Origin of the sequence: Massilia eburnea (assembly GCF_050709955.1) — a bacterium.
Taxonomy (GTDB): domain Bacteria; phylum Pseudomonadota; class Gammaproteobacteria; order Burkholderiales; family Burkholderiaceae_D; genus Rugamonas; species Rugamonas eburnea_A.
This window is the reverse complement of sequence record NZ_JBNZFX010000001.1, coordinates 1-26,137: the sequence shown is the minus strand read 5'-3', so window position 1 is coordinate 26,137 and position 26,137 is coordinate 1. Positions and strand designations below refer to the sequence as shown.

Annotated in this window: 28 protein-coding genes, 2 pseudogenes and 1 riboswitch; of the genes and pseudogenes, 26 read left to right on the top strand and 4 right to left on the bottom strand. The window is 62.6% G+C overall.

Going from position 1 to position 26,137, the window contains the following annotated elements; genetic code table 11:
* The first annotated feature begins 65 nt into the window (after positions 1 to 65).
* The 16 genes from ACQ4MM_RS00150 (at position 66) to ACQ4MM_RS00075 (ending at position 13,875) form a co-directional block, all read left to right on the top strand.
* The gene (locus ACQ4MM_RS00150; protein WP_431475454.1) at positions 66 to 746 is read left to right on the top strand and encodes an energy-coupling factor ABC transporter permease; all 681 of its coding nucleotides are present in this window, start codon (positions 66 to 68) and stop codon (positions 744 to 746) included.
* Positions 743 to 1,090: an energy-coupling factor ABC transporter substrate-binding protein gene (locus ACQ4MM_RS00145; protein ID WP_431475453.1), complete on the top strand. Its 348-nt coding sequence runs from the start codon at positions 743 to 745 to the stop codon at positions 1,088 to 1,090. The genes ACQ4MM_RS00150 and ACQ4MM_RS00145 overlap by 4 nt, the downstream gene beginning before the upstream one ends.
* Positions 1,080 to 1,814, top strand: coding sequence for a cobalt ECF transporter T component CbiQ (cbiQ, locus tag ACQ4MM_RS00140; protein ID WP_431475452.1), 735 nt, complete (start codon positions 1,080 to 1,082; stop codon positions 1,812 to 1,814). Before ACQ4MM_RS00145 ends, cbiQ begins: the two co-directional genes overlap by 11 nt.
* A complete protein-coding gene (locus ACQ4MM_RS00135; protein ID WP_431475451.1) occupies positions 1,811 to 2,683 on the top strand; it encodes an energy-coupling factor ABC transporter ATP-binding protein in 873 nt (290 codons plus the stop codon). Before cbiQ ends, ACQ4MM_RS00135 begins: the two co-directional genes overlap by 4 nt.
* Positions 2,680 to 3,471: a precorrin-4 C(11)-methyltransferase gene (cobM, locus tag ACQ4MM_RS00130; protein WP_431475450.1), complete on the top strand. Its 792-nt coding sequence runs from the start codon at positions 2,680 to 2,682 to the stop codon at positions 3,469 to 3,471. Before ACQ4MM_RS00135 ends, cobM begins: the two co-directional genes overlap by 4 nt.
* Positions 3,468 to 4,382 carry a sirohydrochlorin chelatase gene (locus ACQ4MM_RS00125; protein ID WP_431475449.1) on the top strand — a complete coding sequence of 305 codons (915 nt, stop codon included), beginning with the start codon at positions 3,468 to 3,470 and terminating at the stop codon, positions 4,380 to 4,382. Before cobM ends, ACQ4MM_RS00125 begins: the two co-directional genes overlap by 4 nt.
* Positions 4,379 to 5,059, top strand: a complete 681-nt coding sequence (locus ACQ4MM_RS00120) for a precorrin-8X methylmutase (RefSeq protein WP_431475448.1) — start codon at positions 4,379 to 4,381, stop codon at positions 5,057 to 5,059. The genes ACQ4MM_RS00125 and ACQ4MM_RS00120 overlap by 4 nt, the downstream gene beginning before the upstream one ends.
* Entirely contained in the window at positions 5,056 to 6,267 is a 1,212-nt protein-coding gene (locus ACQ4MM_RS00115; protein WP_431475447.1) for a cobalt-precorrin-5B (C(1))-methyltransferase, read from the top strand. The genes ACQ4MM_RS00120 and ACQ4MM_RS00115 overlap by 4 nt, the downstream gene beginning before the upstream one ends.
* 4 nt (positions 6,268 to 6,271) lie before the next feature.
* Positions 6,272 to 7,588, top strand: a complete 1,317-nt coding sequence (gene cbiE / locus ACQ4MM_RS00110; RefSeq protein WP_431475446.1) for a precorrin-6y C5,15-methyltransferase (decarboxylating) subunit CbiE — start codon at positions 6,272 to 6,274, stop codon at positions 7,586 to 7,588.
* Positions 7,585 to 8,376, top strand: coding sequence for a precorrin-2 C(20)-methyltransferase (gene cobI / locus ACQ4MM_RS00105; protein ID WP_431475445.1), 792 nt, complete (start codon positions 7,585 to 7,587; stop codon positions 8,374 to 8,376). Before cbiE ends, cobI begins: the two co-directional genes overlap by 4 nt.
* Entirely contained in the window at positions 8,373 to 9,137 is a 765-nt protein-coding gene (locus ACQ4MM_RS00100; protein WP_431475444.1) for a cobalamin biosynthesis central domain-containing protein, read from the top strand. The genes cobI and ACQ4MM_RS00100 overlap by 4 nt, the downstream gene beginning before the upstream one ends.
* On the top strand, positions 9,134 to 9,535 hold the full coding sequence (locus ACQ4MM_RS00095; RefSeq protein WP_431475443.1) for a cobalamin biosynthesis protein: 402 nt from the start codon (positions 9,134 to 9,136) through the stop codon (positions 9,533 to 9,535). The genes ACQ4MM_RS00100 and ACQ4MM_RS00095 overlap by 4 nt, the downstream gene beginning before the upstream one ends.
* Entirely contained in the window at positions 9,535 to 10,536 is a 1,002-nt protein-coding gene (gene cobJ, locus ACQ4MM_RS00090) for a precorrin-3B C(17)-methyltransferase (protein ID WP_431475442.1), read from the top strand. The genes ACQ4MM_RS00095 and cobJ overlap by 1 nt, the downstream gene beginning before the upstream one ends.
* Positions 10,533 to 10,865 carry a (2Fe-2S) ferredoxin domain-containing protein gene (locus ACQ4MM_RS00085; protein ID WP_431475441.1) on the top strand — a complete coding sequence of 111 codons (333 nt, stop codon included), beginning with the start codon at positions 10,533 to 10,535 and terminating at the stop codon, positions 10,863 to 10,865. Before cobJ ends, ACQ4MM_RS00085 begins: the two co-directional genes overlap by 4 nt.
* 8 nt (positions 10,866 to 10,873) lie before the next feature.
* Positions 10,874 to 11,527: a 5,6-dimethylbenzimidazole synthase gene (bluB, locus tag ACQ4MM_RS00080; protein ID WP_431475440.1), complete on the top strand. Its 654-nt coding sequence runs from the start codon at positions 10,874 to 10,876 to the stop codon at positions 11,525 to 11,527.
* 2 nt (positions 11,528 to 11,529) lie between these two features.
* Positions 11,530 to 11,756: riboswitch (cobalamin riboswitch) on the top strand.
* A gap of 94 nt (positions 11,757 to 11,850) precedes the next feature.
* Positions 11,851 to 13,875, top strand: coding sequence for a TonB-dependent receptor (locus tag ACQ4MM_RS00075; protein ID WP_431475673.1), 2,025 nt, complete (start codon positions 11,851 to 11,853; stop codon positions 13,873 to 13,875).
* Here ACQ4MM_RS00075 and ACQ4MM_RS00070 read toward each other — a convergent pair.
* A complete protein-coding gene (locus tag ACQ4MM_RS00070) occupies positions 13,824 to 14,501 on the bottom strand; it encodes a TetR family transcriptional regulator (RefSeq protein ID WP_431475672.1) in 678 nt (225 codons plus the stop codon). The two genes, ACQ4MM_RS00075 and ACQ4MM_RS00070, sit on opposite strands and share 52 nt — an antisense overlap.
* A gap of 81 nt (positions 14,502 to 14,582) precedes the next feature.
* Here ACQ4MM_RS00070 and ACQ4MM_RS00065 point away from each other — a divergent pair, with 81 nt between their 5' ends.
* Entirely contained in the window at positions 14,583 to 15,248 is a 666-nt protein-coding gene (locus tag ACQ4MM_RS00065) for an O-methyltransferase (protein ID WP_431475439.1), read from the top strand.
* Here the strand turns inward: ACQ4MM_RS00065 and ACQ4MM_RS00060 are convergent.
* Positions 15,245 to 16,030, bottom strand: coding sequence for an SDR family NAD(P)-dependent oxidoreductase (locus ACQ4MM_RS00060; RefSeq protein WP_431475438.1), 786 nt, complete (start codon positions 16,028 to 16,030; stop codon positions 15,245 to 15,247). The genes ACQ4MM_RS00065 and ACQ4MM_RS00060 overlap by 4 nt on opposite strands.
* A 104-nt stretch (positions 16,031 to 16,134) precedes the next feature.
* On the opposite strand from ACQ4MM_RS00060, the gene ACQ4MM_RS00055 reads away from it, so the two are divergent.
* From ACQ4MM_RS00055 to ACQ4MM_RS00030, 6 genes are all read left to right on the top strand, one after another.
* Positions 16,135 to 17,007, top strand: a complete 873-nt coding sequence (locus ACQ4MM_RS00055) for a LysR family transcriptional regulator (RefSeq protein WP_431475437.1) — start codon at positions 16,135 to 16,137, stop codon at positions 17,005 to 17,007.
* Positions 17,008 to 17,602: 595 nt separating this feature from the next.
* Positions 17,603 to 17,986 (top strand): IS66-like element accessory protein TnpA, encoded by a 384-nt coding sequence (gene tnpA, locus ACQ4MM_RS00050; RefSeq protein ID WP_431475436.1) that lies wholly within the window; start codon positions 17,603 to 17,605, stop codon positions 17,984 to 17,986.
* Positions 17,983 to 18,330 (top strand): IS66 family insertion sequence element accessory protein TnpB, encoded by a 348-nt coding sequence (tnpB, locus tag ACQ4MM_RS00045; protein ID WP_055936366.1) that lies wholly within the window; start codon positions 17,983 to 17,985, stop codon positions 18,328 to 18,330. Before tnpA ends, tnpB begins: the two co-directional genes overlap by 4 nt.
* A gap of 30 nt (positions 18,331 to 18,360) precedes the next feature.
* Positions 18,361 to 19,923 (top strand): IS66 family transposase, encoded by a 1,563-nt coding sequence (gene tnpC / locus ACQ4MM_RS00040; protein WP_431475435.1) that lies wholly within the window; start codon positions 18,361 to 18,363, stop codon positions 19,921 to 19,923.
* A gap of 416 nt (positions 19,924 to 20,339) precedes the next feature.
* Positions 20,340 to 20,615, top strand: coding sequence for a DUF6881 domain-containing protein (locus ACQ4MM_RS00035; protein ID WP_431475434.1), 276 nt, complete (start codon positions 20,340 to 20,342; stop codon positions 20,613 to 20,615).
* 50 nt (positions 20,616 to 20,665) lie between these two features.
* Positions 20,666 to 21,064, top strand: coding sequence for a hypothetical protein (locus ACQ4MM_RS00030; protein ID WP_431475433.1), 399 nt, complete (start codon positions 20,666 to 20,668; stop codon positions 21,062 to 21,064).
* Positions 21,065 to 21,445: 381 nt separating this feature from the next.
* Here the strand turns inward: ACQ4MM_RS00030 and glmS are convergent, their stop codons facing one another.
* On the bottom strand, positions 21,446 to 23,275 hold the full coding sequence (glmS, locus tag ACQ4MM_RS00025) for a glutamine--fructose-6-phosphate transaminase (isomerizing) (protein ID WP_431475432.1): 1,830 nt from the start codon (positions 23,273 to 23,275) through the stop codon (positions 21,446 to 21,448).
* A 129-nt stretch (positions 23,276 to 23,404) separates the two neighbouring features.
* Here glmS and ACQ4MM_RS00020 point away from each other — a divergent pair.
* The 3 genes and pseudogenes from ACQ4MM_RS00020 (at position 23,405) to ACQ4MM_RS00010 (ending at position 24,851) form a co-directional block, all read left to right on the top strand.
* A pseudogene (locus tag ACQ4MM_RS00020) lies at positions 23,405 to 23,862 on the top strand (Lrp/AsnC family transcriptional regulator).
* Between the two features lie 207 nt (positions 23,863 to 24,069).
* The gene (locus ACQ4MM_RS00015) at positions 24,070 to 24,447 is read left to right on the top strand and encodes an ACP phosphodiesterase (protein ID WP_431475431.1); all 378 of its coding nucleotides are present in this window, start codon (positions 24,070 to 24,072) and stop codon (positions 24,445 to 24,447) included.
* Positions 24,411 to 24,851, top strand: coding sequence for an ACP phosphodiesterase (locus tag ACQ4MM_RS00010; protein WP_431475430.1), 441 nt, complete (start codon positions 24,411 to 24,413; stop codon positions 24,849 to 24,851). The genes ACQ4MM_RS00015 and ACQ4MM_RS00010 overlap by 37 nt, the downstream gene beginning before the upstream one ends.
* A 12-nt stretch (positions 24,852 to 24,863) precedes the next feature.
* Here ACQ4MM_RS00010 and glmU read toward each other — a convergent pair.
* Positions 24,864 to 26,137: pseudogene (gene glmU, locus ACQ4MM_RS00005) on the bottom strand (bifunctional UDP-N-acetylglucosamine diphosphorylase/glucosamine-1-phosphate N-acetyltransferase GlmU); the annotation flags it as partial.

Sequence of the window (26,137 nt, the reverse complement as noted above, 5' to 3'; positions counted from 1 at the left end):
CTGTCGACCGTCCTCTTACTCTCCCCTGGTGGTGCTCCAATTGACCATTCGACGGGAGGTTTCGAATGCACATCATGGAAGGTTTCCTGCCGCCGGCGCACGCGCTGGGCTGGGCAGCTGTATCCATTCCTTTCCTGGGCTGGGGCTTGCGCAGCATGGCGCGCGGCCTGCAGGCGCACCCCGAACGGCGCATGCTGTTGGGCGTTGCTTCAGCCTTTGCATTCCTGCTGTCGGCGCTGAAGCTGCCATCGGTGACGGGAAGCTGCTCGCATCCAACCGGCGTCGGACTGGGGGCGCTGCTGTTTGGTCCCGCTGCGATGGTGCCTGTGGGTTTTGTCGTGCTGCTGTTCCAGGCCCTGCTGCTGGCGCATGGCGGCTTGACCACGCTCGGCGCCAACGTCTTTTCCATGGCGGTCGTGGGCCCGTTCGTTTCCTACGGAGTGTTTCGCGCGGTCGCCGCACTGGGCCTTCCGCGTGCCGGGGCAGTGTTCCTGGCCGCCTTCGTTGGTGACCTGGCGACTTACCTGACCACCTCTGCGCAATTGGCGTGGGCCTTTCCTGATCCGGTCGGCGGGATTGGCGCTTCGTTCGCCAAATTCGCCGGCATCTTCGCATTGACGCAACTGCCGATCGCCATCAGCGAAGGCTTGCTGACCGTGTTGGTGGTGAACGCGATGGCGCGCTTCAATGCGCATGAACTGCGGCTGCTGCCGGTCATGGCTTTGGTAAAAAGGAAAGCAGCATGAAGGCACGCAGCGCTTTGCTTTGGGCGGCCATCGTGCTGTTGACCGTCTTGCCGCTGTGGTTTGCGGCCGCGCCACCAGCCGTTCCGGGCGCGCAGGCGCCAGCGGCATTCAGCGGCGCGGACTCTCGTGCGCAGCAAGCGATCGGCATCATCGCACCGAACTACAAGCCGTGGTTTGCGCCATTGTTCGAACCTCCGAGCGGTGAGATTGCGTCGCTGCTGTTTGCGCTGCAGGCTGCTATTGGCGCTGGCGTGATCGGATTCTGGCTCGGCATGTCGGTGGCGCGTGAACGGCAGCGGCGCTGCGCACAGCCGGCTGCCGGACAGGATGCCCATGCGGATTGACGCTACGGCCTACGCCTGCCGCTGGCAGCACGTCAGCCCGGCCGCCAAAAGCTTGTTCGCGCTGGCGGGAATCGCCTCCGCCTGGCTGGCCCGCAGCCCCGGCACGCTGGCCCTGCTCGCGCTGCTGTCCATGCTCGGCACACTGGCCGGCGCACGCGTGCCGCCACGCAGCTACTTCGCTGTCGCGGTGGCGCCGCTCGGTTTCCTGGTGCTGTCCTGCCTGACGATGCTGGTCACGGCCGCCGGCGATGGCAGCTGGCGATGGACGCCGGAACTGCTGCCGACAGTCATGCAGGCAGCCCTGCGCTCGGTCGCGGCGCTGGCCGCCGTGCTCGGGTTGGTCCTGACCACGCCGATGCCGGCCCTGCTGGCGTTGCTGCGCCGCTTGCGCACGCCGGAACTGCTGCTGGACCTGATGGCGCTGTGCTACCGCATGCTGTTCGTGCTGCGCCAGGCGTGGGATGAAGGCAGCACTGCGCAAGCCGCCCGCCTCGGGCATCGAGGCTTGCGCCAGCAATGGAGGTCAACCGGCCTGCTGGCAGGGCAGATGGCGGTGCAAGTGTGGCAGCGCGCATCGGCGCTGCAGATGGCGTCCGACGCGCGCGTGTTTCAGGGTGGACTACGTTTCATGAGCGCGTCCTTCCCCCATGCGCGACGCCAGATTGCGCTGTCGCTGCTAGCCAGCGCGCTGCTTCTGGCACTTTCCTTGCAGGACCGCCTATGACGCCCTTGATCGAAGTCGATGCGGTGGAGCACGCATTCGCCGACGGCTGTACAGGCCTGCGCCGCTGCACTCTTGCGCTGGCGCCAGGACGCCGTCATGCACTGCTGGGCGCCAACGGCGCCGGCAAGACCACGTTACTGCTGCACCTGAACGGCCTCCTTCGCCCCAGCGTGGGCCGGTTGCGCTGGCATGGCCGAATCTACGACTACAGCCGTAACGGTCTGACCGCGCTGCGCAGCCGCGTCGGCCTGGTATTCCAGAACCCGGACCGCCAACTGATCTCGGCCCTGGTTGAGGAGGACGTGGCATTCGGTCCGCTGAACCTGGGCCTTGATGAGGCCACGGTGCGCGAACGTGTCGCAGCAGCGCTTGATGCAGTTGGCCTGGGCGGCTTCGGCCGCCGTCCGGTGCACCAGTTGAGCTTTGGCCAGAAGAAGCGCGTCTGCATCGCCGGCGTGCTGGCCATGGAGCCCGAAGTGCTGCTGCTGGACGAGCCAATGGCAGGCCTGGACGCGCCGATGCAGGCCGAACTTGAGGCATTGCTCGACCGCCTGGCCGCACGCGGTGTGACGATCGTGCTGTCCACCCACGACGTCGACTTTGCTTACCGATGGGGCGACGAAATCCACATGATGGCTGAAGGCCGCTGCATTGCTTCCGCCCCGGCACAGGAGTTGGCTTCGCAGCGCGAGGCATTGCGTGCCGCCGGCCAGCGCATGCCACATGCGCTGGCATTGCACGCCGAACTGGAAAAACGCGGCCTTCTTGCCGCTGGCGCCGTGCCGCGCAGCGTCGACGCCGTGCTGGCAGCCCTGCGAGCGCAGCCGCTCCACCAAAAAACAGGACAAACAGGAGAACTACAGGCATGACATCCGCCCATACAGGCAAAGTCTGGTTTGTCGGCGCCGGTCCCGGCGATCCCGAACTGATCACAGTAAAAGGACAGAAGCTGCTGGCGCAAGCCGGCGCCGTGCTGTTCGCCGGCTCGCTGGTCGACCGCGCCGCAACGCTGTACGCGCCGCCCGGCTGCGTGATCCGCGATTCAAAAGACATGACGCTGGAAGAAATGACAGCATGGCTGATCGAACAGACACGCGCCCACGCCACCGTGGTACGGCTGCAAACCGGTGACCCGGGCCTGTACGGCGCCCTGATCGAAATGGCGCGCCCGCTCAGCGCGGAAGGCATCGAATGGGCCGTCGTGCCGGGAGTTTCTTCCGCCATGGCCTCGATGGCCGCCGCCGGCGAATCAATGACCCTGCCCGAGGTAACGCAAAGCGTGATCTTCACGCGCGTCGAGGGCCGCACGCCGATGCCTGAGGGCGAAGACCTGGCCGGCCTGGCAGCCCACCGGACCACGCTGTGCATCTTCCTGTCGATCACCCTGATGTACAAGGTCGAAGCCGCGCTGCGCGCGGCAGGCTGGCCGGAAGACGCGCCAATGCTGGTGGTGCATAAAGCCAGTTGGCCGGGCGAGCAAAAGATCCTGCGCGGCACCCTGGCCGACATCAAGCAGCGCTGCCGCGAAGCCGGCGTCGCAAGCCAGGCCATGATCGTGGCCAGCCCCACGCTGGGTGCACTTCACTGGGAAACCCTGGTGCGCTCCAAATTGTACGACCCAACTTTTACCCACCGTTTCAGAAAGGCCAGCGCATGAACCAATCCATCATGATGCCAGCGATTGCAGCAGCGAGAGATACCATCCTGGTCGTCGGCCATGGCTCCCGCGAGGAGTCGGGCAACCAGGAAATCCGTGAATTTGTGGACATGTGGCGCGCACGCCGGCCAGGCTGGCGTATCGAACTTTGCTTCATCGAGTTCGCGCCGCCCGAACTGAATGCCTGCCTGCAAGCTGTGGCCGCGAATTCGGCCCGGGTACTGGTCGTGCCGCTGATCCTGAATGCCGCAGGCCACGTCAAGATGGAAATCCCGGAAGCGATCGAAGGCGCGCGCATTGCCTTCCCGCAGACGGAATTCCTGCTGGCGCCCCACCTGACTGCCTGTGATCCGGTGCTGGCAATACTCAAGCGCCGCCTGCGCAAGGCCATGGGCGCGCTGGACATGCCCGATCCGACGACGACCGGTGTGGTGGTGCTGGGGCGCGGCTCTTCCGACCGCGGCGCCAACGGCGAGATGGCCAAGATGGCGCGCTGGCTGCTGGAAGAGGGCGACCACGAACTGGTGGATCTCGCCTTCACCGGCATCACCTGGCCGCGGCTGGAGAAAGTAGTGCAGCGCCAGGTGACGCTGGGCATGCGCCAGGTCGTAGTGTTGCCTTATTACCTTTACACCGGCACGCTGATGCAACGCATCCATCGCCAGGTCGAACACCTGCGCGGCCAGTATCCGCAGGTGCGCTTTGCCTGCAGCGAGCATTTCGGCTTCGAGGACGAGATCTTCGAGTTGATGGACCAGCGCGTGGAAGACTTGCGTGCCGGCGTTCCTGATAGCCGCTTGCCTTGCGACGGTTGCAGCTACCGCGAGATCGCACACGACCTGGGTCACGGCCACTCTCATTCGCACACGCACGACCACGCCCATGCACATACGGAGGCGCAGCCGGCATGAGCACCGTCAACACCGTTACCGAGCAGCTGACCCGCGCCGGCCAGGTGATCGAGCATGACAGCTTCGCCATCATCGATGCCGAAGTCGGCTCGCACACCTATACCGAATCGCAATGGCCAATCGTGCGGCGCATGATCCATGCGAATGCGGACTTCGACTTCAATGGCCTGACCGACTTCCATTCGGCGGCGGTGCGAGCCGGCATCGCTGCGATGCTGGCTGGCAGAACGCCCGTGGTAGCGGACGTCGAAATGATCTGTTCCGGCCTGTCGCAACCGCGCCTGGCGCACTTCGGCATGAAGACGCACCAGTTCATCAGCGATCCCGACGTGATCGAGGCCGCCAGGACGGAGGACACCACGCGCGCCGTGCAAGCGATGCGCAAGGCGCACCGACTCGGCCTGCTGGAAGGCGCCATTGTCGGCATCGGCAATGCACCGACTGCGCTGATCGAGCTGGTGCGCCTGATCCGCGAAGAAGGCCTGCGCCCTGCGCTGGTGGTTGGCATGCCGGTCGGTTTCGTCTCCGCCGCCGAGTCCAAGGACTTGATGGCGGAGGTGGCCGAGGTGCCGTGGATCGTCATTCGCGGCCGCAAAGGCGGTTCGACGCTGGTGGTGGCGGCCCTGCATGCGCTGCTGGCACTGGCCGAGGCACAGCAGAAAGCAGGACAGGCATGAAAGAAAAGGCAGCCGCCGAACGCGGTACGCGCACCGGTTTCACCACCGGAGCGTGTGCCGCTGCAGCGGCGCGCGCTGCGGTGCTTGGCCTGGCGACAGGCCAGGTGCCAGGCGAGATCGAAAGCCTGCTGCCGAACGGCAGCCGGGTGCGCTTCGCCGTGCACGACGGCGGCTGCGATGCCCAATCTGCGCACGCCATGGTGGTCAAGTTCGCCGGCGACGATCCCGATTGCACCGATGGCGCCCACCTGACGGTCGACCTGCGCCTGCTGCCTGGCCGGGCCGGCGATGTGCAGTATGTGGCCGGCGATGGCGTCGGCACCGTGACCATGCCCGGCCTCGGGCTGGAAGTAGGCGGGCCGGCAATCAACCCTGTACCGCGCCGAAATATCGCGGACAACCTGCGCGAAGCCGCACCGGCCTTGTTGCAGGAGCATGGTGTCGAAGTCACCATCAGCGTGCCGGACGGGCAAGTGATGGCCAAGAAGACCACCAATGCGCGCCTGGGCATCCTCGGCGGCATCAGCATCCTTGGCACCACCGGTATCGTCAAGCCTTATTCGACTGCGGCCTGGCGTGCCAGCGTGGTGCAGGGCGTACAGGTCGCTGCGACCACCGGCCACGAAGTGGTGGCGCTGACCACCGGCGGCCGCACGGAGACCTTCGCCATCGCCACGCTGCGCGCCGAGCGTCCCGAACTGCCTTCCGCTTGCTTCGTCCAGATGGGCGACTTCCTGCGCTACGCGCTGGACGAAGCGGCATCGCAGCGCATTGGCCTGGTGGTACTGGCGGTCATGGTCGGCAAGCTGACCAAGATCGCCCAAGGCGAAACCATCACCCACGCCAACCGCAGCGAAGTCGATACCGACCTGGTGGCGGAGATCGCCCGCCGCATTGGCGCTGCCCCCGAAGACTGCGCCGCCATCGCCGCAGCCGAAACGGCGCGCTTTGGCGCCGAACTGATGGTCGAACGCGGCCTGGGCGACGCTTTCCACCACGCGCTGGCGCAAGCCGCCATCGACACCCTGACTGCGCCCGAGCGCTATGGCCACGCATTCCAGCTGCGCGTGCTGGTATGCGACTTCAGCGGCAACCAGGTGGCCGATGTGTGGTCCGCACCCGCGCAGTCGCAAGAGCGGCCGGTCGACGCCAGGCGCATTGGCATCGAACACATCCTCGATATCGACCCCGAACCAATTTCCGAGTGAGCCAATGGATACCTGTTTAACCGATCCCAATCCCTGCCGCGTCATCGGCGTTCTCGATGACGGCGCGGCCAGCCTGAACGCGAGCGCACTGGCCTGGCTGCGCAATGCCGACGTGATCATCGGCGGGGCACGCACGCTGGCGCTGCTGAAAAACGAATTCAAGGAAGGCGCCGTCTGCCGCGACCTGACCGCCCGGCTGAAGGACGTGCCCGAATGGGTGCGGGCCGCACGGGCCGACAACCTGTGCTGCGTCGTCCTGGCGACCGGCGATCCGCTGTGCCACGGCATTGCGCCTTACCTGGCGCAGCACCTGTGCGTGCAGGCGCTGGAGATCCTGCCCAACCTGTCGACGTTGCAGCTGGCTTGCGCGCGCATCGGGCTGGCCTGGCAGGATGCGCGCATCGTATCGGTCCACGCGCGCGACGCCGGAGAATGGTCGCGCGGCAGTCCGCCAGGCCACGGCCTGTACGCGCTGGCCCAGGCGCTGCGCCAGCATGCGCGCCTGCTGGTGCTGACCAGTCCTGACAACAGCCCCGACCGCATCGCCAGGCTGCTGCTTGCCGAAGGCCTGGGCGACGATTTCCACATGGCGGTTGCTGAAAACCTGCTGCAGCCGGAAGAGCGCGTGCTGGCCGAGCTCAGTCCGCAGGAGGCAGCAGGCATGCACTTCGCGGCGCTCAATGTAGTGCTGCTGTGGCGCGTGACACCGATGCCGCGCCCTGTGCGCTTTGGCCTGGCGGACGCCGAGTTCGAACAACGGCAACCGGAGAAGGGCCTGATCACCAAACAGGAAGTGCGCGCCGTCAGCCTGGCGCGGCTGCAACTCCGGGCCGACAGCGTGGTGTGGGACATCGGCGCAGGTTCCGGCTCGGTTGGCCTGGAAGCAGCTCGCTTGTGCCCGCAGGGTCACGTGTTCGCCGTTGAAAAGAACGAAGAGGATTGCGCCATCGCCGGCCGTAACCATGCTGCCTTCGGTGTTGCAAACTACAGCCTGAATCACGCCAAGGCGCCGGAAGGCCTGGATACCTGGCCCGATCCGGACGCGGTGTTCATCGGCGGTTCGGGCGGCGAATTGGCGGGGCTGATCACCGGTGTGCTTCGCCGCCTGCGCCCGCATGGCGCCCTGGTGATGAACTTTGTCACGCTGGAGAACCTGGCCACCGCCACCGCCGCACTGCAGGCACTGGAGAGCGAGGGCGTGTCCTGGGATGTCTTGCAGCTGCAAGCCGCACGCAGCAAGCCGATCCTGCACATGCACCGCATGGCGGCCGAGAACCCGGTGTGGATCGTCTGCGCGCGCCGGATGGGAGAGCAGGCATGAGCGGCACCTTATGGGGAATTTCGCTTGGGCCCGGCGATCCAGGCCTGATCACGCGCGCGGCCTGGGAAGCGCTGCAGCGTCGCGATGCCATCTGGGTCTATCCCGCCCGCAGCGGCAAGACGCCGAGCTACGCGCTGGACATCGTGCTGCGTGCCGGCCTGGAGCCGCCGGCCGAGCATGAACTGCTGCTGTTCCCGATGACGCACGATGGCGAAAAGCTCGCGCGCGCCTGGCTGAAGGCTGCCGAGATCGTGCTGCCCTGGCTGCGCGCAGGCCGCGACGTACTGTTCCTGGTCGAAGGCGACGCCAGCACCTACGCCACTTTCGGCCACCTGGCGCGCACCGTTCGCGCGTTGGACGACCAGGTGCCGGTGCAGGTTATCGCAGGTGTCAACTCGTTCACCGCCGCCTGCGCCGACGTGACGGTGCCGTTCGCAGAGCAGGACGACACGGTGGCGATTGTCCCTGCCGCATATGGCGTAAGCGCTGTCGACCGGCTGCTGCCCGACTTCGACACCTTGGTGCTGATGAAGGTAAAGCCACTGCTCGATGAGCTGATCGACTGGCTGGAACGCAAGGACCTGCTGGCCGGGGCGCACTTTATCGAACGCGTCGGCGCACCGGACGAACGCCGCTTCAGCGCCCGTGAAATCCTCGCGCTGCGCGGCACCAAAGTCAGCTACCTCTCGCTGCTGATCCTCAAGCACCCGCATCGCATTCGCGGCGAGCGAATCAAGGGCTGCCTCAAGAAGGCCGGCCCTCAACCAACCTCCCTGGAGACTGCATGAGCAGCTTATCACTTGTCGACACGGCCACCCCGCGCGTATGCCTGGTGGCCATCACAAAACACGGCGCGGCGCAGGCAGTACGCCTGGCCGCCGACCTGCCCGGCGCCGACATCTGCACTTCCGCCAAGTTCGCAGCCCAGTTCAGCGGCCTGCCGAACGCGATGCGCGCTTACGACGGCGCGCTGCGCGACGAGATCGGCCCGCTGTTCGAAGGCTACGACCAGATCATTTTCTTCGTATCGCTAGGCGCCGTGGTGCGCCTGATTGCCCCCCACCTGCGCAGCAAGGACGAGGACCCCGGCATCATCGTGGTCGACGACGCCGGCCAGTTCGTGATTCCAGTGCTGTCCGGCCACGTTGGCGGCGCCAATGAATGGAGCGAGCGCGTGGCCGACCTGCTGGGTGCCGCACCCGTTTTGACCACTGCATCGGACGTCGGCCGCACCATTCCGGTCGATATCCTGGGCCGCCATCTTGGCTGGCGGGTCGAGGCGCCAAAGATCAACATCACGCGCGTTTCAGCGCACGTCGTGAACGGCGAGCCGATCGCCTTCGTGCAGGAGGCTGGCAGCCCGAATTGGTGGACCCGCCCGACGCCGCTGCCGGACAACATCCATTTCTTCACGCGCTTCGACGAGGTGCTGCTGGAGCGTTACACCGCGCTGCTGTGGGTAACCCACGCCGAAGTGCCGCAAGAGCGTTGGAATGCCCTGCACGAACGCCTGGTGGTCTATCGCCCGCCGCTAGAAGGCGCAGCGTGAGCACGTTCACCATCGGCCTGGGCTGCGACCGCGGCGCCTTGCTGCAAACGGTGCGCGACGCCGTGCACGCAGCACTGCGCGAAGCAGGCGCCCAACCCGAGCAGGTGGCCGCCGCCGCAAGCATTACCCTGAAGCGCGACGAAGAGGCATTGCTCGCCTTCGCGCAAGAAGCCGGTTGGACGCTGCACTTTTACGCTCCGGAAGAACTGGCTGCCGTGCCGGTGCCGAATCCATCCGAAACCGTGCGCCGCTACACGGGCACGCCCTCGGTCAGCGAAGCCGCAGCGCTGCTGGCCGCCGGTCCAGGCACACCAATGGCCGCGCTGGTGGTCGAAAAACTCAAACTGCGAGGCGTGGACAACCGCAACGTCACCGTCTCCATCGCAAGGAAAAACTGATGAATGCACAACTCGAACAGCCCGTCGCGGCGGGCAAGATCATGCTGGTCGGGATCGGCCCCGGCAGCGTGGAACACATGACGCAGCGCGCTCGCGACGCGATCGCCGAAGCCGACGTGGTGATCGGCTACGTCACCTACATCAAGCTGGTGGCGGACCTCATTGAAGGCAAGGAAATCATCCGCAAGTCGATGACGGAAGAACTGGACCGCGCCGTCAGCGCGTTGGAAGCGGCGCGCGCCGGCAAAAAGGTTGCGCTGATTTCTTCAGGCGACGCCGGTGTATACGGCATGGCCGGCCCGACCTACGAGGTACTGTTCCAGTCCGGCTGGACGCCGGAAGACCCGGTGCAGGTGGAAATCATCCCCGGCGCTTCGGCGCTGAATAGCTGCGCCGCCCTGGTTGGCGCACCGCTGACCCACGACTTCTGCGCGATCTCGCTGTCCGACCTGCTGACGCCATGGCCGACCATCGCCCGCCGCCTGGACGCGGTGGCAATGGCGGACTTCGTGGTGGCACTGTACAACCCGAAGAGCGGCCGCCGCACGCGCCAGATCGTCGAAGCGCAACGCCTGTTCCTGCGCCACCGCCGTCCCGACACGCCGGTTGCGATCGTCAAGAGCGCCTACCGGCGCCGCGAAAACATCGTGTTCACCACCCTGGACCGCATGGGCGACGCGGATATCGGCATGCTCAGCACCGTCCTGATCGGCAATAGCAACACCTTCGTGCGCAACGGCCTGATGGTCACCCCGCGCGGCTACGCCAACAAATACGACATGCAGGAGGGCGGCGCAACACGCGAAGGCGAACGCGCCGGCCGCTCGCTGTCAACCGGTTTGCTGGGATGGCTGGACACGCTGCGCGCCGAACACGAAGCCGGCGCCAGCATCGAAACGCTGGCAACGCAGTATCGCCTGCCGGCCGACTACATCCGCGCCACGCTGGACGAACCGTGGGAAGCCGAAACAGGCGCCGAAGCTGAGGGGAGCGAAGCATGAGCGACATTCCGGTAAAGCCAAAGATCGGCAGCTACCACCGTCACCTGCTGATCTGCACCGGCCCGCGCTGCGCCGCCGAAGGCCAGTCGCAAGCCTTGTTCGATAGCCTGGGCGACAAGTTCAAAGCCGCCGGCCTGAACGAAGGCGAGCTGCGCGTGAAGCGCAGTCGGGTTAGCTGCTTTGCCGCCTGCAAGGGCGGACCGATCGCCTGCGTCCAGCCCGATGGCACCTGGTACTACAATGTCACCCCCGAGAATATGGACCGCATCATCGAGCAACACCTGTGCAATGGACAGGCCGTTGAGGAGATCGTGTTCCATCAACAGTGAGAATTGAAGTGCAAAGCAGTTTTGACCAGGCAGCGATTGATGCCGTTTATCGTGTAATTGCCGAGCGGCGCGACGTGCGTCATTTCGTGCCCGGCGCAGTTGATGAAGACCTGCTCATGCGCCTGCTGGCCGCCGCGCACCAGGCTCCCAGCGTTGGCCTGATGCAGCCATGGCGCTTCATCCGCATCCAGAAGCCCGCATTGCGCGAGCAGATGTACCAGCTCGTCGATGAAGAACGCCAGGCGACCGCCACAGCCTTGGGTGACCGCAACGAGGAGTTCATGCGCCTGAAAGTCGAGGGCATTCGCGAATGCGGCGAAGTGCTCGTTGCTGCCCTGATGGACCAGCGCGAAAAGCACGTCTTTGGCCGCCGCACCTTGCCGGAGATGGACCTGGCCTCGGTCGCCTGCGCCATCCAGAACATGTGGCTGGCCGCGCGCGCGGAAGGCCTGGGCATGGGCTGGGTGTCGCTATTTGATCCGGCGAAGCTGGCGGCCTTGCTGGGCATACCGGAGGGTGGCAAGCCGGTCGCCATCATCTGCCTGGGCCACGTCGCCGGCTTCTATCCCAAGCCGATGCTGGAACTCGAAGGATGGGCAGCGCGAGGCAAGCTGGCCGACCTGGTGTTTACCGACAGGTGGCAGGATAACAACTGTGCATAGCGTATAATCGCCGCCGTTTGGTGCCTCGCGCGCGTTCAAGCGCGCAGTTAAACGGGAAACACATGGCCATGCTGCTTCAGCCAGCAAGCCAAGGTGTGCTGCCCCCGCAACGGTAAGCAAGCGTCGTTCTTCAACGACAGGTCGTCTCTCAAGCCACTGTGCGCAAGCATGGGAAGGCAAGACGGTCCGCCTTGCCAGCCCGGATACCGGCCAGACAGGTGGTGCACGCATCGGTAAGATGCGCGCGCTGTTCGGTCGCGCTCACGGGGAGGTGGGCGGGATTGCCGATTTAAACATCCATAATGAAAAAGTCATTGATCCCCATGATCGCGGGGGCGTTGTGCGCTGTCGCGCAGGCACAAGAGCAGGAGACACCAGCACGGGTGTACGTTGTTGGCCACCACTACGACAACGGCATTCGCACATCCGACGCGGCCAGCGAAGGAACCATCACCGCAGCACTGATCGCCAACCGTCCCGCCTTGCGGCCCGGAGAGATCCTGGAATTCGTTCCAGGCATGATCGTCACCCAGCACAGCGGCGACGGCAAAGCGAACCAGTACTACCTGCGCGGCTTCAACCTGGACCACGGTACCGACTTCGCCACCTTCGTCGACGGCATGCCGGTCAATATGCGCACGCACGGCCACGGCCAAGGCTACACGGACCTCAACTTCCTGATCCCGGAATTGGTAAGCAAGATCCGCTACCGCAAGGGCCCTTATTACGCCGACGAAGGCGACTTCGCCTCGGCCGGTGCGGCGCATATGGGCCTGGCCGACAAGCTGGACGAAGGCTTCGCATCGTTGACCGCAGGCGCGCATGCCTATCGCCGCGGCGTGGTGGCAAATTCCACCGAAGTTGGCAACGGCAACCTGCTGTACGCACTGGATCTGGGTCACAACGACGGCCCATGGCAGATGCCGGAAAAATTCCACAAGTCGATTGGCGTGCTGCGTTACAGCTCGGGCACCAGCGCCGAGCGTTTCAGCATTACCGGCATGGCATACAAGGCAGGCTGGCACGCCACCAGCCAGATCCCGTTGCGCGCGGTGCAGGATGGCCGTCTCGACGAGTTCGGCGCGGCCGACCCAAGCGACGGCGGCCGCACGGCGCGCTACAGTCTTTCCGGGGAATGGCGCAAGCGTGTTGGCGATTCGCTGACGGAAGCCCACGCCTACCTGGTTCGCAACGACCTTTCCCTGTACAACGACGTCACCTACTTCCTCGACGACCCGGTCAACGGCGACCAGGTTCAGCAAACCGAACGCCGCAAGATGACCGGCTTCGACCTGACCCAGACCTGGTTCGGTCAATTCGGTGAACGGTCGATGGAAAACAGCATCGGCGTGCAGGGCCGCTTCGACCGCATCGCGCCAGTCGGGCTGTATGCCACCACGCAGCAGCGCGTGCTGCACCCGATCGCCGAGTCGCGCGTGACGGAAGGTAGCGTGGCGGCCTGGTTCCAGAACACGATGCAATGGACGCCCTGGCTACGCTCCATTACCGGCGTGCGCTACGACCGCTACAACTTTGATGTCGCCAGCTCTATTTCGGCAAACTCCGGGAAGGTGAACGACCATATCGCTTCACCGAAGCTCTCGCTGATCCTGGGTCCTTGGAGCAAGACGGAGTTCTTCGTGAACTATGGTGAAGGCTTCCACAGCAACGACGCGCGCGGCACTACGGCGCGGCTGTCGCCACGCGAGCGCGAGCCTGTCGATCCCGTCACCCCGCTGGTGAAGACGCGCGGCGCCGAGATCGGCGCACGCAGCGAGATCATTTCGGGCCTGCAAAGCTCGATGGCGCTGTGGCGCCTGCGTTCGGGGTCCGAGCTGGTGTTCTCCGGCGATGCCGGCGACACTGCGCCGAGCCGCGCCAGCAAACGTTCCGGCATCGAGTGGAACAACCACTATGCCGCCACCAAGCATCTGCTGCTGGATTTCGACCTGGCCTATTCGCGTGCCCGCTACACGGAGTTCGATCCGGCCGGCGACCGCGTGCCGGGTGCGGTGGAAAAGGTGGTGTCATTTGGCGCGACACTGAACGACGTTGGCCCGTGGTCGGGTGCGTTCCAGCTGCGCTATTTCGGTCCGCGTCCGCTGGTGGAAGACAACAGCGTTCGCTCAGCCAGCACGGCGCTTGCCTACCTGCGCACCACCTATCGCTTCGACCGCCGCTGGCAGTTGACGGCCGACGTGTTCAACCTGTTTGACCGCAAGGCAAGCGATGTGGACTACTACTACGCCTCACGCCTTGCCGGCGAGCCGGCGGAGGGTGTATCCGACATCCACTTTCACCCCGGCGAACCGCGCACGGTGCGTTTGACCTTGCGCGCAGCGTTCTGATCCGCCAGCCCGGCCAGGTATGCGCACAGCATATCGGCCAGGGCGCCTGCATAGGCCGTAATTTCTTCGTCGGTACGCGGTTCTTGTGAGAACTGCTGGCCGACGGCGCTAAGCGTATCCATCACCAGGTCGCTGACCAATGTGCGCCCAGCGTCGCTGGCGTTGGGCAGCGCCTCGTCGATGAAGACCCGGAACATCTGGTCGCCGGCGGCTTTGGTCTCAATTGCCTCCGGCGCGTCGCGGTAAAGCGGCGCCGCATCGTTAAGGGCGGTGCGCACAGCCGCCTCTTCGCATTCCGAACGCACAAAGGCATGGACCAATTCCCGCAAGCGTTCCAGCGGCGGCTTCGAAGCATCCTGCAGGATTTCTGTCAGCATCGTCGACGTCTGCTGCCACTCGTCACTTTGGAGGCGGAACAGGATCGAGGCCTTGTTGGGGAAGTACTGGTAAATCGACCCCACACTCACGCCTGCACGCTCCGCCACCCGCGTCGTAGTGAAGCGGCGCGCGCCTTCTTTCGCTAAAACCTGAATAGCTGCCTGCAGGATCGCATCGACAAGGTCGTTGGAGCGGGCCTGTTTTGGCCTTCTTCTCGAGGAAACACGGGAGCTTTTGTTATCGGTCATGGCGGGCGTCGGGAATGCGAATATGAAACGTGAAGGATTGTTCATATTATTCCTGCTCTTACACAAGAAAGGAATACCCCCATGATTACCCTGACATCCGCCCCCGTCGCGCCCCTGTTGAACCGCCTGTTTGACGAAGCTGAAAACACGAGGGTGCCGGCTATCGCCGCCTTCGGTGCACTGCCGGCGGAAGAGCGCGTGCGCATCATGAGCAGCAAGACCGGCTATCGCGACATCTACGCGGACTTGAAAGACGCCGCAATCCCGGTTTCGCGCGAAATCGGGCTGCTGCTGTACATGTTGGCTCGCAACGCCAAGGCGAACGTGATCGTCGAGTTCGGAACCTCGTTCGGCATCTCGACCCTGCACCTTGCCGCGGCCCTGCGCGACAACGGCGGCGGCCTGCTGGTCACCACGGAGTTCGAAGCGTCCAAAGTGCAGCGCGCCCGCGAAAACCTGGAAACGGGCGGCTTGCTCGATCTGGTGGAAATTCGCGAAGGCGATGCCCTGGAAACCCTGCGTCACGGCTTGCCGGAACAGATCGACCTGTTGCTTCTGGATGGCGCCAAAGGCCTGTACTTCGACATCCTGCGCCTGGTGGAGCACCGCCTGCGTCCCGGAGCCCTGATCATCGCCGACAATGCCGACTACTGCCCTGAGTACATGTCGAAAGTGCGCGACCCGGAAGGCGACTACCTGTCCCTGTCGCTGCCCGGCGATGTTGAACTGAGCATGAAGCGCAGCTAAGACATTACGCGGCCGCCGGCTACATCCAGCGTCGCCCCCGTGATCCATGCGGAGGCAGAGGACAGCAGGAACAGCGCGGCAGCCGCCACGTCTTCCGCTTGTCCCAGCCGGCCCAAAGGAAACGCGGCCCGCATTTGCTGCTGCCGTTCGGGCGGAATGCGGGCCGCAGTCCGCTCCGTCATAATCGCAGAAGGGGAGATGCAGTTGACCCTTATGCCGCTGGCCCCTGTCTCAGCGGCCAGATGGCGGGTGAGCATGATGATGCCGGCCTTTGCCGCACCGTAATCAGCCGGCGCTCCCGCCGCAACGCGGCCGCCAGCCGACGCCATGGTCACGATCGCGCCACTGCCTCGCGCCAACATAGCCGGCAAAAATGTCTTCAGCACGAAGAAAGTCGAAGTCAGGTTCTGGTCAAGGCTGGAGCGCCAATCCTGTTCGCTGATGTCGCAAAAGGGCATCGGTTTGCTGCTGCCGCCACCGGCAAATGGGAGCAGCAGTTCTGGTGCGCCCAACGCATCCGCCACTTTTCGCTGCATGGCCTGCACTGCCGCCAGGTCTGCGCAATCCGCCGGGGCGGCGAACGCCGTGCCGCCTTGTGCCTTGATGCTGGCAACAACGGCATCGATTGCCGCCTCATCGCGCCCATTGACGGCAACCTTAGCGCCATTGCGCGCCAACGCCATGCAAGTGGCAGCACCTATCCCGCGGGAGCCGCCCGTGACGAGGGCAACTTTGCCTTCCAGGTCGGAGTATTTGGATATCAGGGAAACTTCAGTAGGCATGCTTGCTCTCCATGTGATGAATCTTGCATGCAGCGTAGAGCGCTTTCAGGCTATATTCAAATCATCAATTTTCGGCCTACCTATAAATTTTTTGATGGCTTGATATGTCCTACTTACCTCACCTCCGCTCCTTTCTCGCAGTCTTCCGGCACAACTCGATTTCGCGCGCGGCCACTCAACTACAGTTGACCCAGCCCGCCGTTTCGCACCACATCAAGATCCTCGAAACGCACCTGAAAACGCCGCTATTCGTGCGCTTGCCTCGAGGCCTGTCAGCGACACCCGCTGCCGCCGAACTCGAGCGACAAGCCGCACCGCACCTCGACGCGCTGGAGGCCTTGGTGGGATCGAGCGCGCCTCTGCCCGGCACCTTGGACGGCGTTGTACATGTGGGGACCAGTAGTGGTTTCACCAGCTTGGTGCTGGCAGCCCTAAGTCCAGTGACCGCACGTGGATTGCGCCTCGACGTGCGCTCGCTGACGCCGCCTGCGTTGTTGGCCGCATTGAGCGAAAAGGAACTTGACCTGGCAATCAGCCTCGCACGCATCCCGCACGCCGGGATCGAATACACGCTGCTTTACGAAGGCCCACGCCTGTTGGTCTGCGCGCCGTCCTGGCGCGACCGCTTGCCGAAATCGAGCGCCCCTAAAGGACAGCCTTTGATTGACCTGCAAGGACCAGTGCCGCCACTGCAGGCTTATTGGCGGGATGTGTACGGCGAAGCCGCCGACAAACCAGTCATCGTTGCCCCAGACTTCAACGCCGCATTGGAAGCCGCCCAAGCCGGTGCGGGGCTGGCGGTTTTGCCGGAATGCCTGTGCCGCCACGCGTTATCCGCTGGCCGGCTCATTGCGGTACCCCAGCCGAAACGCGCCCCACAATTCACACTTTATCTGGCCCAGGCCAAGGGCGCGGCAAACGGTGGGCGCGTGGAACTGTGCCGGCAGCAGTTGTTGGACGCTGTCCGGCATTGGTGAGTGACGCGCGCAATTTTCTGAGCAAGTTCTTGAATTTGACCAAGTCGTCCGAAATTTTTCGGACCTATTGGAAGTTGATAGATTAGATAACGGCGGGATTTTGCTACGTCAAGAACTGACAGCTGAAATCGCGGACGCAAAGATTCGGTATTTTTCCAGCGCTAAGATGCAGCTACGAATATCATAACCCAGGCGGAAATCAGCCACGAGCGGACTTTTTTATGTGTGGGGTCCAACATGAGCAAACAAGATCGATTTAATTCTCTTGTATATCGCGACGGCAAGCGCCGAGGGAGCAATGTACGTAAGCAGTATGAGATATGGCGTAGTGAGCAAGATCCTCCGCTACCTAAGCGCTGTGACAATCCAGAATGCAGATTTCATTCCGAGCCATTACTTTGGAATGGGAACGCTCTAGAACTAATTTTGGAGCATCGGAATGGAGTCAACACCGACAATAGGCCAAAAAATCTTCGCTTTCTTTGCCCCAACTGTGACTCTCAACGTAAGCGTAAAGCCAGCACCGTCTGGACGGAGAAACCGCCCCCAGCCATGATCGAATTTTGGCACAGCAGTTGTGCCCACAAATTCAATTATGGACACAAATTTTCAACCAGTCATTGAACGCAGACCGCGTGGCAAGTACCGCCAGCATTCCCTGGAGTTCAAGCGAACGCTCGTGGAAATGGCCATGCAGCCCGGAGTTTCTGTAGCGCGCCTCGCGCGCGAGCACGGCGTCAATGCAAACCAGGTGTTTAGCTGGCGCAAGCTATACGAGGCAGGGCAGCTTGTAGGCGGCGCAGCGGCGCCGGGGAGTGAGTTGCTGCCAGTGGTGGTGACGACGCCGGCACAGCAGCCTGAGGCTGAACCTGCCCCTGCCGGAATCATCACGCTGGAAATTGGGCGTGTGCGGCTACGTATCGAAGGCCAGGCCAATGCCGCCACGTTGGCACAAGTGTTGGATCGCGTGCTGCGATGATCGGCCTGCCGGCAGGTACGAAAGTCTGGCTGGCCGCAGGCACCACCGACATGCGCAGCGGTTTCAATGGCCTGGCAGCGAAAGTGCAAACCGCGTTGGAAGAAGATCCGTTCAGTGGCCACGTGTTTGTATTCCGTGGCCGGCGCGGTGACTTAATCAAGCTGCTGTGGTGGACCGGCGACGGCTTATGCTTGCTGGCCAAGCGCCTGGAGCGTGGCCGCTTTATCTGGCCGCAGGCCAGTAGTGGCAGCGTGGCGCTGACACAAGCACAGTTGTCGATGCTGCTGGAAGGGATCGACTGGCGCCGACCAGAACGCACCTGGCGACCGCAATCGGCCTTGTAAACATGGCACGATTTGCGTAAACTTGGACGCATGCTCAACGCCGCCAATCTGCCCAACGATATCGAAGCGCTTAAAGCCATGCTGCTGGCGCGCGATGCAGCGTTGTTGGCGAGCGAAGCGAAGGTGGCACACCTGAGCGCCGAACTATCTACGCGCACCGCCGAAATCGAACATCTTAAGCTGGTGTTGGCGAAGCTGAAGCGCATGCAGTTCGGCCGCCGCTCGGAAAAGCTGGACCAGCAGATCGAGCAGCTGGAGCTGCAACTGGAAGACCTGGAAGCCGAAGCAGCGGTGGCCGAAGCATTGGCACCTGTGGAAGTGGCACCTCGCAAGAAGGCCGAACGCAAGCCTCTGCCAGCCCACTTGCCACGCGAGGAGCGAGTGCAGATGCCAGCCAGTGAAGCATGCCCGGACTGCGGCGGAAAATTGAAGGTACTGGGCGAAAGCGTGTCGGAGCAGCTGGAATATGTCCCGGCCAGCTTCCGTGTGATTCGCCATGTGCGCCCGAAGCTGGCCTGCGCCTGCTGCGATGCCATCGTACAGGCCCCGGCCGCCAGCCGCCCAATTGAGCGCGGTCTGGCCGGCCCCGGCCTGCTGGCGCATGTGCTGGTGGCCAAATTCGCCGACCACATTCCCTTGTACCGCCAAAGCACTATGTATGCGCGCGAAGGCGTGGAACTGGAGCGCGCCTTGCTTGCCAACTGGGTCGGCGCCGCCGGAGCGCTGCTGCGCCCACTGGTCGATGCGTTGCGCCGGCATGTGCTGGCGGCGACCAAGCTGCACGCCGACGACACGCCGCTGCCGGTACTGGCGCCAGGCAATGGCAAGACGCGCACGGCGCGCCTTTGGACCTATGTGCGCGACGACCGCGCCAGCGGCGACAGCACGCCGCCAGCGGTATGGTTTGCCTATACTCCCGACCGCAAAGGCGAGCACCCGCAAGCGCACTTGGCCAACTTCAGCGGCATCTTGCAGGCAGATGCGTATGCCGGCTTCAATGCCATCTACGAGACCGGCAAAGTGAGCGAAGCCGCATGCTGGGCTCATGCTCGCCGCAAATTCTACGACTTGCACGCAGCGCGGCCATCGGCCGTAACGACCGAAGCGCTACGCCGGATCGGCGAGCTATATGTCATCGAGGACAGCATACGCGGCAAACCGCCAGACGAGCGGTGCACTGCTCGCCAGCGATATGCCAGACCACTGCTCGACGACCTCGAACGATGGCTCCACGCCACGCTCGCTACTTTGTCGCGCAAGTCCGATACGGCGGCCGCCATTCTTTACTCGCTCAAACTCTGGCCGGCGCTGACACGCTACTGCGATGACGGCCGCATCGAGATCGACAACTCCGCCGCCGAGCGAGCCTTGCGCGGCGTGGCCCTGGGTCGTCGCAACTTCCTGTTTGCAGGTGCGGACAGTGGCGGCGAACGCGCTGCCGCCATGTATGGGCTGATCGGAACGGCCAAGCTTAACGGTGTCGACCCCGAGGCTTGGTTGCGCTACGTGCTGGCCCATATCGCCGACCATCCTGTGAATCGGGTGGACGACTTCCTGCCCTGGAACTGCGCCGACAAACTCCCCAGCGCTTGAACTCCGCTTCCCAGCGGTGTTGGGAACATCTTCGATCAAAGTAGCGCAGCGCTCAAGACGGCGCTGCCTTGACGCTTACCTCTCAACTAATCGAAACTCGCGGCGGAGCTAATCGAGGACGGGTCGAAAAATCCGCAGGTGGCTTTGCAATCATTTCCAAGAGCGGTAATCGAGATTACGTCTTGCCTGCAGAGGCTGCCCATTTTAAGATTGAAGGACACAATGTCGAACTATCTATTGGGCCCACGAAAGGTCTACAACTCGGCCATCAGAATCGTGGGCCCAAAAAGCGCGCCGTAGATTAATTTAACATTGGCCTCTGCGTTGATATTTCCAAGGTCTCCTATGGGGCGGATGCTTCGGCTAGGTGAGCGCGTACAATCGGCCAAGAGCTGCCGATCCAAAGGAAGTCAACGATGCGATACATCGACGTAATGTGGTGGCACCACGACCCGGAATACCCGATCCGCCTAGTATCAGAAATCGATTCTGATAACTATGAGATACGGAAGCTGGAGTTTTTCCAAGATGGCAGTGTAGGCTTTGCGTGTGCGACCGCATCTCAACTTGGCGTCGAGCTAGGCACTGTTCCGGTTCCGTCGATTAGTGAAATAGCCGGCTTCGAAGACTTCGAGGGCAAGGAACTATCTCAGGCCGACTTCGATGCACTATGGACTGCCGTTGTAGAGTAGTCACTCTGTAGCGCGCCGTTACCTGCCAGAAACTGACATTCGCTTACCACATGAAATTTGAACGAGCTATACGTGAAACTCTAAGATTTTGGCCGGAATCCATCGACATATCGGACGGCAAAATCATGGACGAGGGCGGCTATTTCCCACAGCTGTCGAGGTGCTGGGACATTGCCGAAGAACTAGCCTCAACTTGGTCGAACTGGCATCAGCTTGCCGTATGGGCTACATTTTGCGCACTTCACAGCCGTGCTCGGGCTAACCTACTCAACGGCGAAAGAGAATTAAGGAAAAGTCAAATTGATCTCGACTATCTGGTGGAACGGATTTCCGATAGCGTCCTCGCTGACTACTCCGGCTACCCCAGACAAATGCGAAAGGAAGCTCGAAAGCGTGAATGGTTGCCTAACAATTTATTCAACGCGGACGCGCTGACGCGCGCTTGTTAATCGATACGCTGAAAGACTGCTGTGTAGAACCGCGACAGTCCGCAAAGGGGTGCGGATTCAACCGGTCGACGCAACCTATCAGGTTACGTCGGAGTTAGTACAGATGATTGAAAGGTCGTAGGCCGAGTCCTTTTTCGACCACACTGTCTCGACAAACTTCATACGAGCCAGACCACCTTCATTTGCTCTCGTCAGCGAGCCGAAATTTCAACGAAACAGGCCATTTCAGCAAATGCTGAAATGGCCTGTTTCGCTGAAATCAGCCAACTTGGAATCGTTAAGTCCATCGCAGCAGCGCCGCCACATTCCTCGCGGGCGGTCGCCGCTACGCTTTGTCAAAATCTATTATTTGTCGACAGCAAGCTGAATAAGCCGTGACAATTATTCGACAGTCACTGATTTTGCCAAATTGCGAGGCTTGTCGACGTCAGTGCCGCGGGCCAGGGCGGTGTGGTAGGCTAGCAGCTGCAGGGCGACCACGTGCAGGATCGGGGACAGCTGGCCGTAGTGTTCCGGCAGGCGGATCACGTGCAGGCCGTCGCCGGAGGTGATGCGGGAGTCGACGTCGGCGAAGACGTAGAGCTGGCCGCCGCGGGCGCGGACTTCCTGCATGTTCGACTTCAGCTTTTCCAGCAACGCGTCGTTCGGGGCAATGGTCACCACCGGCATTTCGTCGGTCACCAGCGCCAGCGGGCCGTGTTTCAGTTCACCGGCTGGATAGGCTTCCGCGTGGATGTAGGAAATCTCTTTCAGCTTCAGCGCGCCTTCCAGGGCGATCGGGTAGTGCATGCCGCGGCCCAGGAACAGGGCGTTCTCCTTGCGCGCGAATTCTTCGGCCCAGGCGATGATCTGCGGTTCCAGCGCCAGCACGGCGGCGATGGCGGATGGCAGGTGCCGCATGGCTTTCAGGTGCGCGGATTCCTGCTCTTCGGTCAGCAGGCCGTTCACTTGCGCCAGGCTGAGGGTCAGCAGGAACAGGGCCGAGAGCTGGGTGGTGAAGGCTTTGGTCGAGGCCACGCCGACTTCCACGCCGGCGCGGGTGATGTAGGCCAGTTTGCACTCGCGCACCATGGCGCTGGTCGACACGTTGCAGATGGTAAGGGTGTGCTCCATGCCCAGGCTGCGTGCGTGCTTCAGCGCGGCGATGGTGTCGGCAGTTTCGCCGGACTGGGAAATGGTCACGACCAGGGTCTTAGGATTCGGCACGCTGTCGCGGTAGCGGTATTCGGAGGCGATTTCCACGCTGACCGGTACCTTGGCGATGGATTCGATCCAGTACTTTGCGGTCAAACCGGCGTAGTAGCTGGTGCCGCAAGCCAGGATCAGCACGCGGTCGATTTCCTTGAACACTTTGTAGGCGCCGTCGCCGAACAACTCCGGCATGACGCCGGTCACGCCTTCCAGCGTATCGCCGACCACGCGTGGCTGCTCGAAGATTTCCTTCTGCATGAAGTGGCGGTATGGGCCCAGTTCCGCGGCGCCGGTGTGGGCGTGCACGGTCTTCACTTCACGATTCACTTGTTTGCCGTCGACGTCGACGATCCACACGCGGCCCAGTTGCAGGTCGACTACGTCGCCTTCTTCCAGGTAGATGATCTGGTCAGTGGTACCGGCCAGCGCCATGGCGTCGGAGGCCACGAAATTCTCACCTTGGCCGATGCCAACGATCAGTGGCGAGCCTTGGCGCGCGGCGACCACGCGATGCGGCTCTTCGCGGCAGAACACGGCGATGGCGTAGGCGCCGTGCAGGCGCTTGACGGCATGCTGCACGGTGTCGAACAAGTCGCCGTTATACATGTGGTCGACCAGGTGGGCGATCACTTCGGTGTCGGTCTGGCTGGTGAAGACATAACCCAGGGCGGTCAGTTCAGCGCGCAGTTCGTCGTGGTTCTCGATGATGCCGTTGTGGACCAGGGCGATACGGGCGGCCGCTTCGCTTGGGGAGAAGTGCGGATGGGCGTTGTGCGAGGCCGGGGCGCCGTGGGTGGCCCAGCGGGTGTGGGCGATGCCGGTGAAGCCGTTCAGGCCACCTTCATTGATCTGCTTTTCGAGGTCGGCCACGCGGGAGGTGCTGCGGGAGCGCTGCAACTTGCCGTCCAGGTGCAGGGCGACGCCGCAGGAGTCGTAGCCGCGGTATTCCAGACGCTTCAGGCCTTCAACCAGAATTGGGGTGATATTGCGCTGGGCTACAGCGCCGACAATACCGCACATACGCGACCTCGTTCGTTAAAAGTTAATGAGTGCATGCTAGAGCAGGTATGAAGAAATTTGCTTTCTCATTTCCATATACTGTGAAAGAATATTTCGCATTGCATCTCACACGAAATATTATTTCAAATTATGGATTTTGATGAAATTGATCGCCGTATCCTGAACGCTTTGCAGAAGGATGCCTCCAAACGAACGCCGAATTGGCCGCCGCCGTACACGTTTCAGCGCCTACCTGCCTGCGTCGGGTCAAGCATTTGCGTGATTCCGGCGTCATTGAGCGCGAAGTCGCCCTGGTGGCGGCCGATAAGGTGGGTTCGCATCTGACGGCGGTTGTGGAAATCTCCTTAGATATCCAAGCCGCTGAACGCATGACTGAGTTCGAGGCGCTGGTGGCGCCGGAGCCTGCGGTTCTGCAGTGCTACCGTGTCTCGCCCGGCCCGGATTTTGTGCTGATTGTGCAGGTGACGGATATGCCGGCCTATCATGCGCTGGCGCACCGTTTGTTCGCTGGACAGGCCAATGTGCGCAATGTGAAGGCCTATTTTTCCACTTTCCGCAGCAAGTTTGAAACCAGTATTCCGGTCTGAGGGGGGTTATCCCGGCTTATACCAGGTTAAGCACGGGCTTATGCACATCGTTTTCCACAATGGCGTGCGAGCCCGGCACAGTTATCCAGCGATATGCACCGCATATCTCGCGTTGTCCCGCAGGGTTTCCCACATCTTTATCCACAGTTTTGAGTTATCCAGGGTTGTTAGCTGGTATTCCCCAGGCTTTTCCACAGAACCGGCGCAATGAGGCGCGATGTGGATAATTTGGGCATACCAATTGGCCGCTTATCCAAAGGCTATCCCGGCGTTTTCAGGCGGAATTGCACCAGCTTTTACACATCTTTATCCACAGCGCTAGAATGGGGCATGAACTACCTCGCACATATCTACCTGGCGCGCCACAGCGACGCAGCAATGGTCGGTGGCCATGCTGGGCGATTTCGTCAAGATGAACGGCGGGGATTCACTATGCGCCGGAGATTGCGAACGAGATCGCGCTGCACCGATTCATCGACTCGTTCACGAGATAGCCACCCGGTGGTGACCGAGGCCAAGAGCTTGTTCACCGAAGGCCGGCGGCGTTTATGCCGGTATCGTGCTGGACGTGTTTTACGACCATAATCCTGAGCCAGCGCTGGGACGAGTACTGCGAAGAGCCGCGCCAAGAGCTGATTGAAACGCTTTTACGGCGCCCTGGCGGGCGCACGAGGGGCAATTGCCGGAGCGGCTGCGCGAGATCCTGCCCCAAGCTGATCAAGCAGGACTGGCTGGGTGCTTATGGAGAGTTCAGCGGGGTCGAGCTGGCGCTGACCCGCATGTCGGACAGGTTAAGCCGCAATGGCCACCTGCTGCGCGAGGGCATTGGGGAAGTGCAGCAGCACTACGAAGCGATCGCGGATGGATTCGATCGCTTCTTCCCCGAACTGGGTGAAATTTACTTACCAGCGCCGCCGCCAGTTTTCGATTGCTTAGGTTTTCTGTACCTTCACTGGGCGCTTCCAGCCCTCGACGGTCAAACTGCTTAGGACGCGAGATGGTCAGCTTGCGGCTGGCGCATCCTTGGTCAGCGTCGTGCCGGCGCCGATTGTCGCTCCCCCGCGCCCACGGTCACCGGGGCCACCAGCTGGCTGTCGCTGCCGATAAAGGCGTCGTCTTCGATCACAGTGCGGAACTTGTTCGCGCCATCGTAGTTGCAGGTAATGGTACCGGCGCCGATGTTGACGCGGGAACCGACGGTAGCATCGCCCACATAGGCCAGGTGGTTAGCCTTCGAGTGCGCGGCAACCTGGCTATTCTTGATCTCGACGAAGTTACCCACATGGGACGTCTTCACCGAGTTCGGTGCCCGGACGCAGGCGGGCGTATGGGCCGATCTGGTTCTTGTCGCCCACCACCGCTTCTTCAATATGTGGTGAATGCCTTGATGTTGGCGCCGGCGCCGATACGCGCATTAATCAGCATCGCAGTTCGGACCGATAGTCGCGCCTTCACACGATTTCAACCTTGCCTTCAAAGACGCAGCCACGTCGATGGTCACGTCGCGGCCGCAAGTCAGTTCGCCGCGCACGTCGATGCGCGCCGGGTCGGCCAGGGTGACGCCTTTGTCCAACAGGCAGTTGGCGACCGTTGCGCTGGTAGATGCGTTCCAGTTCGGCCAGTTGGGCTTTGCTGTTCACGCCCAGCACTTCCCACGGTGCGGCAGGGTGGGCCGATACGACTTGCACGCCTTCTCCACCGCCATGGCGACGATATCGGTCAGGTAGTACTCGCCCTGGGCGTTTTCGTTTTTTTAGCTTGCCCAGCCACTGTTTCAGCTTGGCGGTCGGGATCACCATGATGCCGGAATTGATCTCCTTGATCATGCGCTCGGCTTCTGTGGCATCCTTCTCTTCAACGATGCGCTGAATGCGCCGCCCACCCGGACGATGCGGGCCCAGGCCAAACGGGTTGTCCTGCACCACGGTCAGGATGCCAGCTTGTCCTTGCCAGCGGCATCGGCCAGGCGTTTCAGCGACGCGGCGGAAGTCAGCGGCACGTCGCCGTACAGCACCAGGGTTGGCTGGTCGTCATCGAGGTGCTCCAGGCCTTGCTGGACGGCGTGGCCGGTGCCCAGTTGCGGCTCCTGCAATGCGGCCGAGGATCTCGGGTACCGGGAACGGCCTTGTGCTTGTCGAGCGAAGCCAGCACCGCTGCGCCGCCGTGACCGTAAATGACGCACAATTTAGCCGGAGACATGCTGCGCGCGGTGTCAATAACGTGAGACAACAGGGACTTGCCAGCTACGGGATGCAAAACTTTTGGCAGCGCCGAC

Bases quoted from the DNA above. Each gene is read 5' to 3' on its own strand.
- ACQ4MM_RS00150 (WP_431475454.1), top strand. From the start codon at position 66: ATGCACATCATGGAAGGTTTCCTGCCGCCGGCGCACGCGCTGGGCTGG.
- ACQ4MM_RS00145 (WP_431475453.1), top strand. From the start codon at position 743: ATGAAGGCACGCAGCGCTTTGCTTTGGGCGGCCATCGTGCTGTTGACC.
- cbiQ (WP_431475452.1), top strand. From the start codon at position 1,080: ATGCGGATTGACGCTACGGCCTACGCCTGCCGCTGGCAGCACGTCAGC.
- ACQ4MM_RS00135 (WP_431475451.1), top strand. From the start codon at position 1,811: ATGACGCCCTTGATCGAAGTCGATGCGGTGGAGCACGCATTCGCCGAC.
- cobM (WP_431475450.1), top strand. From the start codon at position 2,680: ATGACATCCGCCCATACAGGCAAAGTCTGGTTTGTCGGCGCCGGTCCC.
- ACQ4MM_RS00125 (WP_431475449.1), top strand. From the start codon at position 3,468: ATGAACCAATCCATCATGATGCCAGCGATTGCAGCAGCGAGAGATACC.
- ACQ4MM_RS00120 (WP_431475448.1), top strand. From the start codon at position 4,379: ATGAGCACCGTCAACACCGTTACCGAGCAGCTGACCCGCGCCGGCCAG.
- ACQ4MM_RS00115 (WP_431475447.1), top strand. From the start codon at position 5,056: ATGAAAGAAAAGGCAGCCGCCGAACGCGGTACGCGCACCGGTTTCACC.
- cbiE (WP_431475446.1), top strand. From the start codon at position 6,272: ATGGATACCTGTTTAACCGATCCCAATCCCTGCCGCGTCATCGGCGTT.
- cobI (WP_431475445.1), top strand. From the start codon at position 7,585: ATGAGCGGCACCTTATGGGGAATTTCGCTTGGGCCCGGCGATCCAGGC.
- ACQ4MM_RS00100 (WP_431475444.1), top strand. From the start codon at position 8,373: ATGAGCAGCTTATCACTTGTCGACACGGCCACCCCGCGCGTATGCCTG.
- cobJ (WP_431475442.1), top strand. From the start codon at position 9,535: ATGAATGCACAACTCGAACAGCCCGTCGCGGCGGGCAAGATCATGCTG.
- ACQ4MM_RS00085 (WP_431475441.1), top strand. From the start codon at position 10,533: ATGAGCGACATTCCGGTAAAGCCAAAGATCGGCAGCTACCACCGTCAC.
- ACQ4MM_RS00075 (WP_431475673.1), top strand. From the start codon at position 11,851: ATGATCGCGGGGGCGTTGTGCGCTGTCGCGCAGGCACAAGAGCAGGAG.
- ACQ4MM_RS00070 (WP_431475672.1), bottom strand. From the start codon at position 14,501: ATGACCGATAACAAAAGCTCCCGTGTTTCCTCGAGAAGAAGGCCAAAA.
- ACQ4MM_RS00065 (WP_431475439.1), top strand. From the start codon at position 14,583: ATGATTACCCTGACATCCGCCCCCGTCGCGCCCCTGTTGAACCGCCTG.
- ACQ4MM_RS00060 (WP_431475438.1), bottom strand. From the start codon at position 16,030: ATGCCTACTGAAGTTTCCCTGATATCCAAATACTCCGACCTGGAAGGC.
- ACQ4MM_RS00055 (WP_431475437.1), top strand. From the start codon at position 16,135: ATGTCCTACTTACCTCACCTCCGCTCCTTTCTCGCAGTCTTCCGGCAC.
- tnpA (WP_431475436.1), top strand. From the start codon at position 17,603: ATGGACACAAATTTTCAACCAGTCATTGAACGCAGACCGCGTGGCAAG.
- tnpB (WP_055936366.1), top strand. From the start codon at position 17,983: ATGATCGGCCTGCCGGCAGGTACGAAAGTCTGGCTGGCCGCAGGCACC.
- tnpC (WP_431475435.1), top strand. From the start codon at position 18,361: ATGCTCAACGCCGCCAATCTGCCCAACGATATCGAAGCGCTTAAAGCC.
- ACQ4MM_RS00035 (WP_431475434.1), top strand. From the start codon at position 20,340: ATGCGATACATCGACGTAATGTGGTGGCACCACGACCCGGAATACCCG.
- ACQ4MM_RS00030 (WP_431475433.1), top strand. From the start codon at position 20,666: ATGAAATTTGAACGAGCTATACGTGAAACTCTAAGATTTTGGCCGGAA.
- glmS (WP_431475432.1), bottom strand. From the start codon at position 23,275: ATGTGCGGTATTGTCGGCGCTGTAGCCCAGCGCAATATCACCCCAATT.
- ACQ4MM_RS00015 (WP_431475431.1), top strand. From the start codon at position 24,070: ATGAGGCGCGATGTGGATAATTTGGGCATACCAATTGGCCGCTTATCC.
- ACQ4MM_RS00010 (WP_431475430.1), top strand. From the start codon at position 24,411: ATGCCGGTATCGTGCTGGACGTGTTTTACGACCATAATCCTGAGCCAG.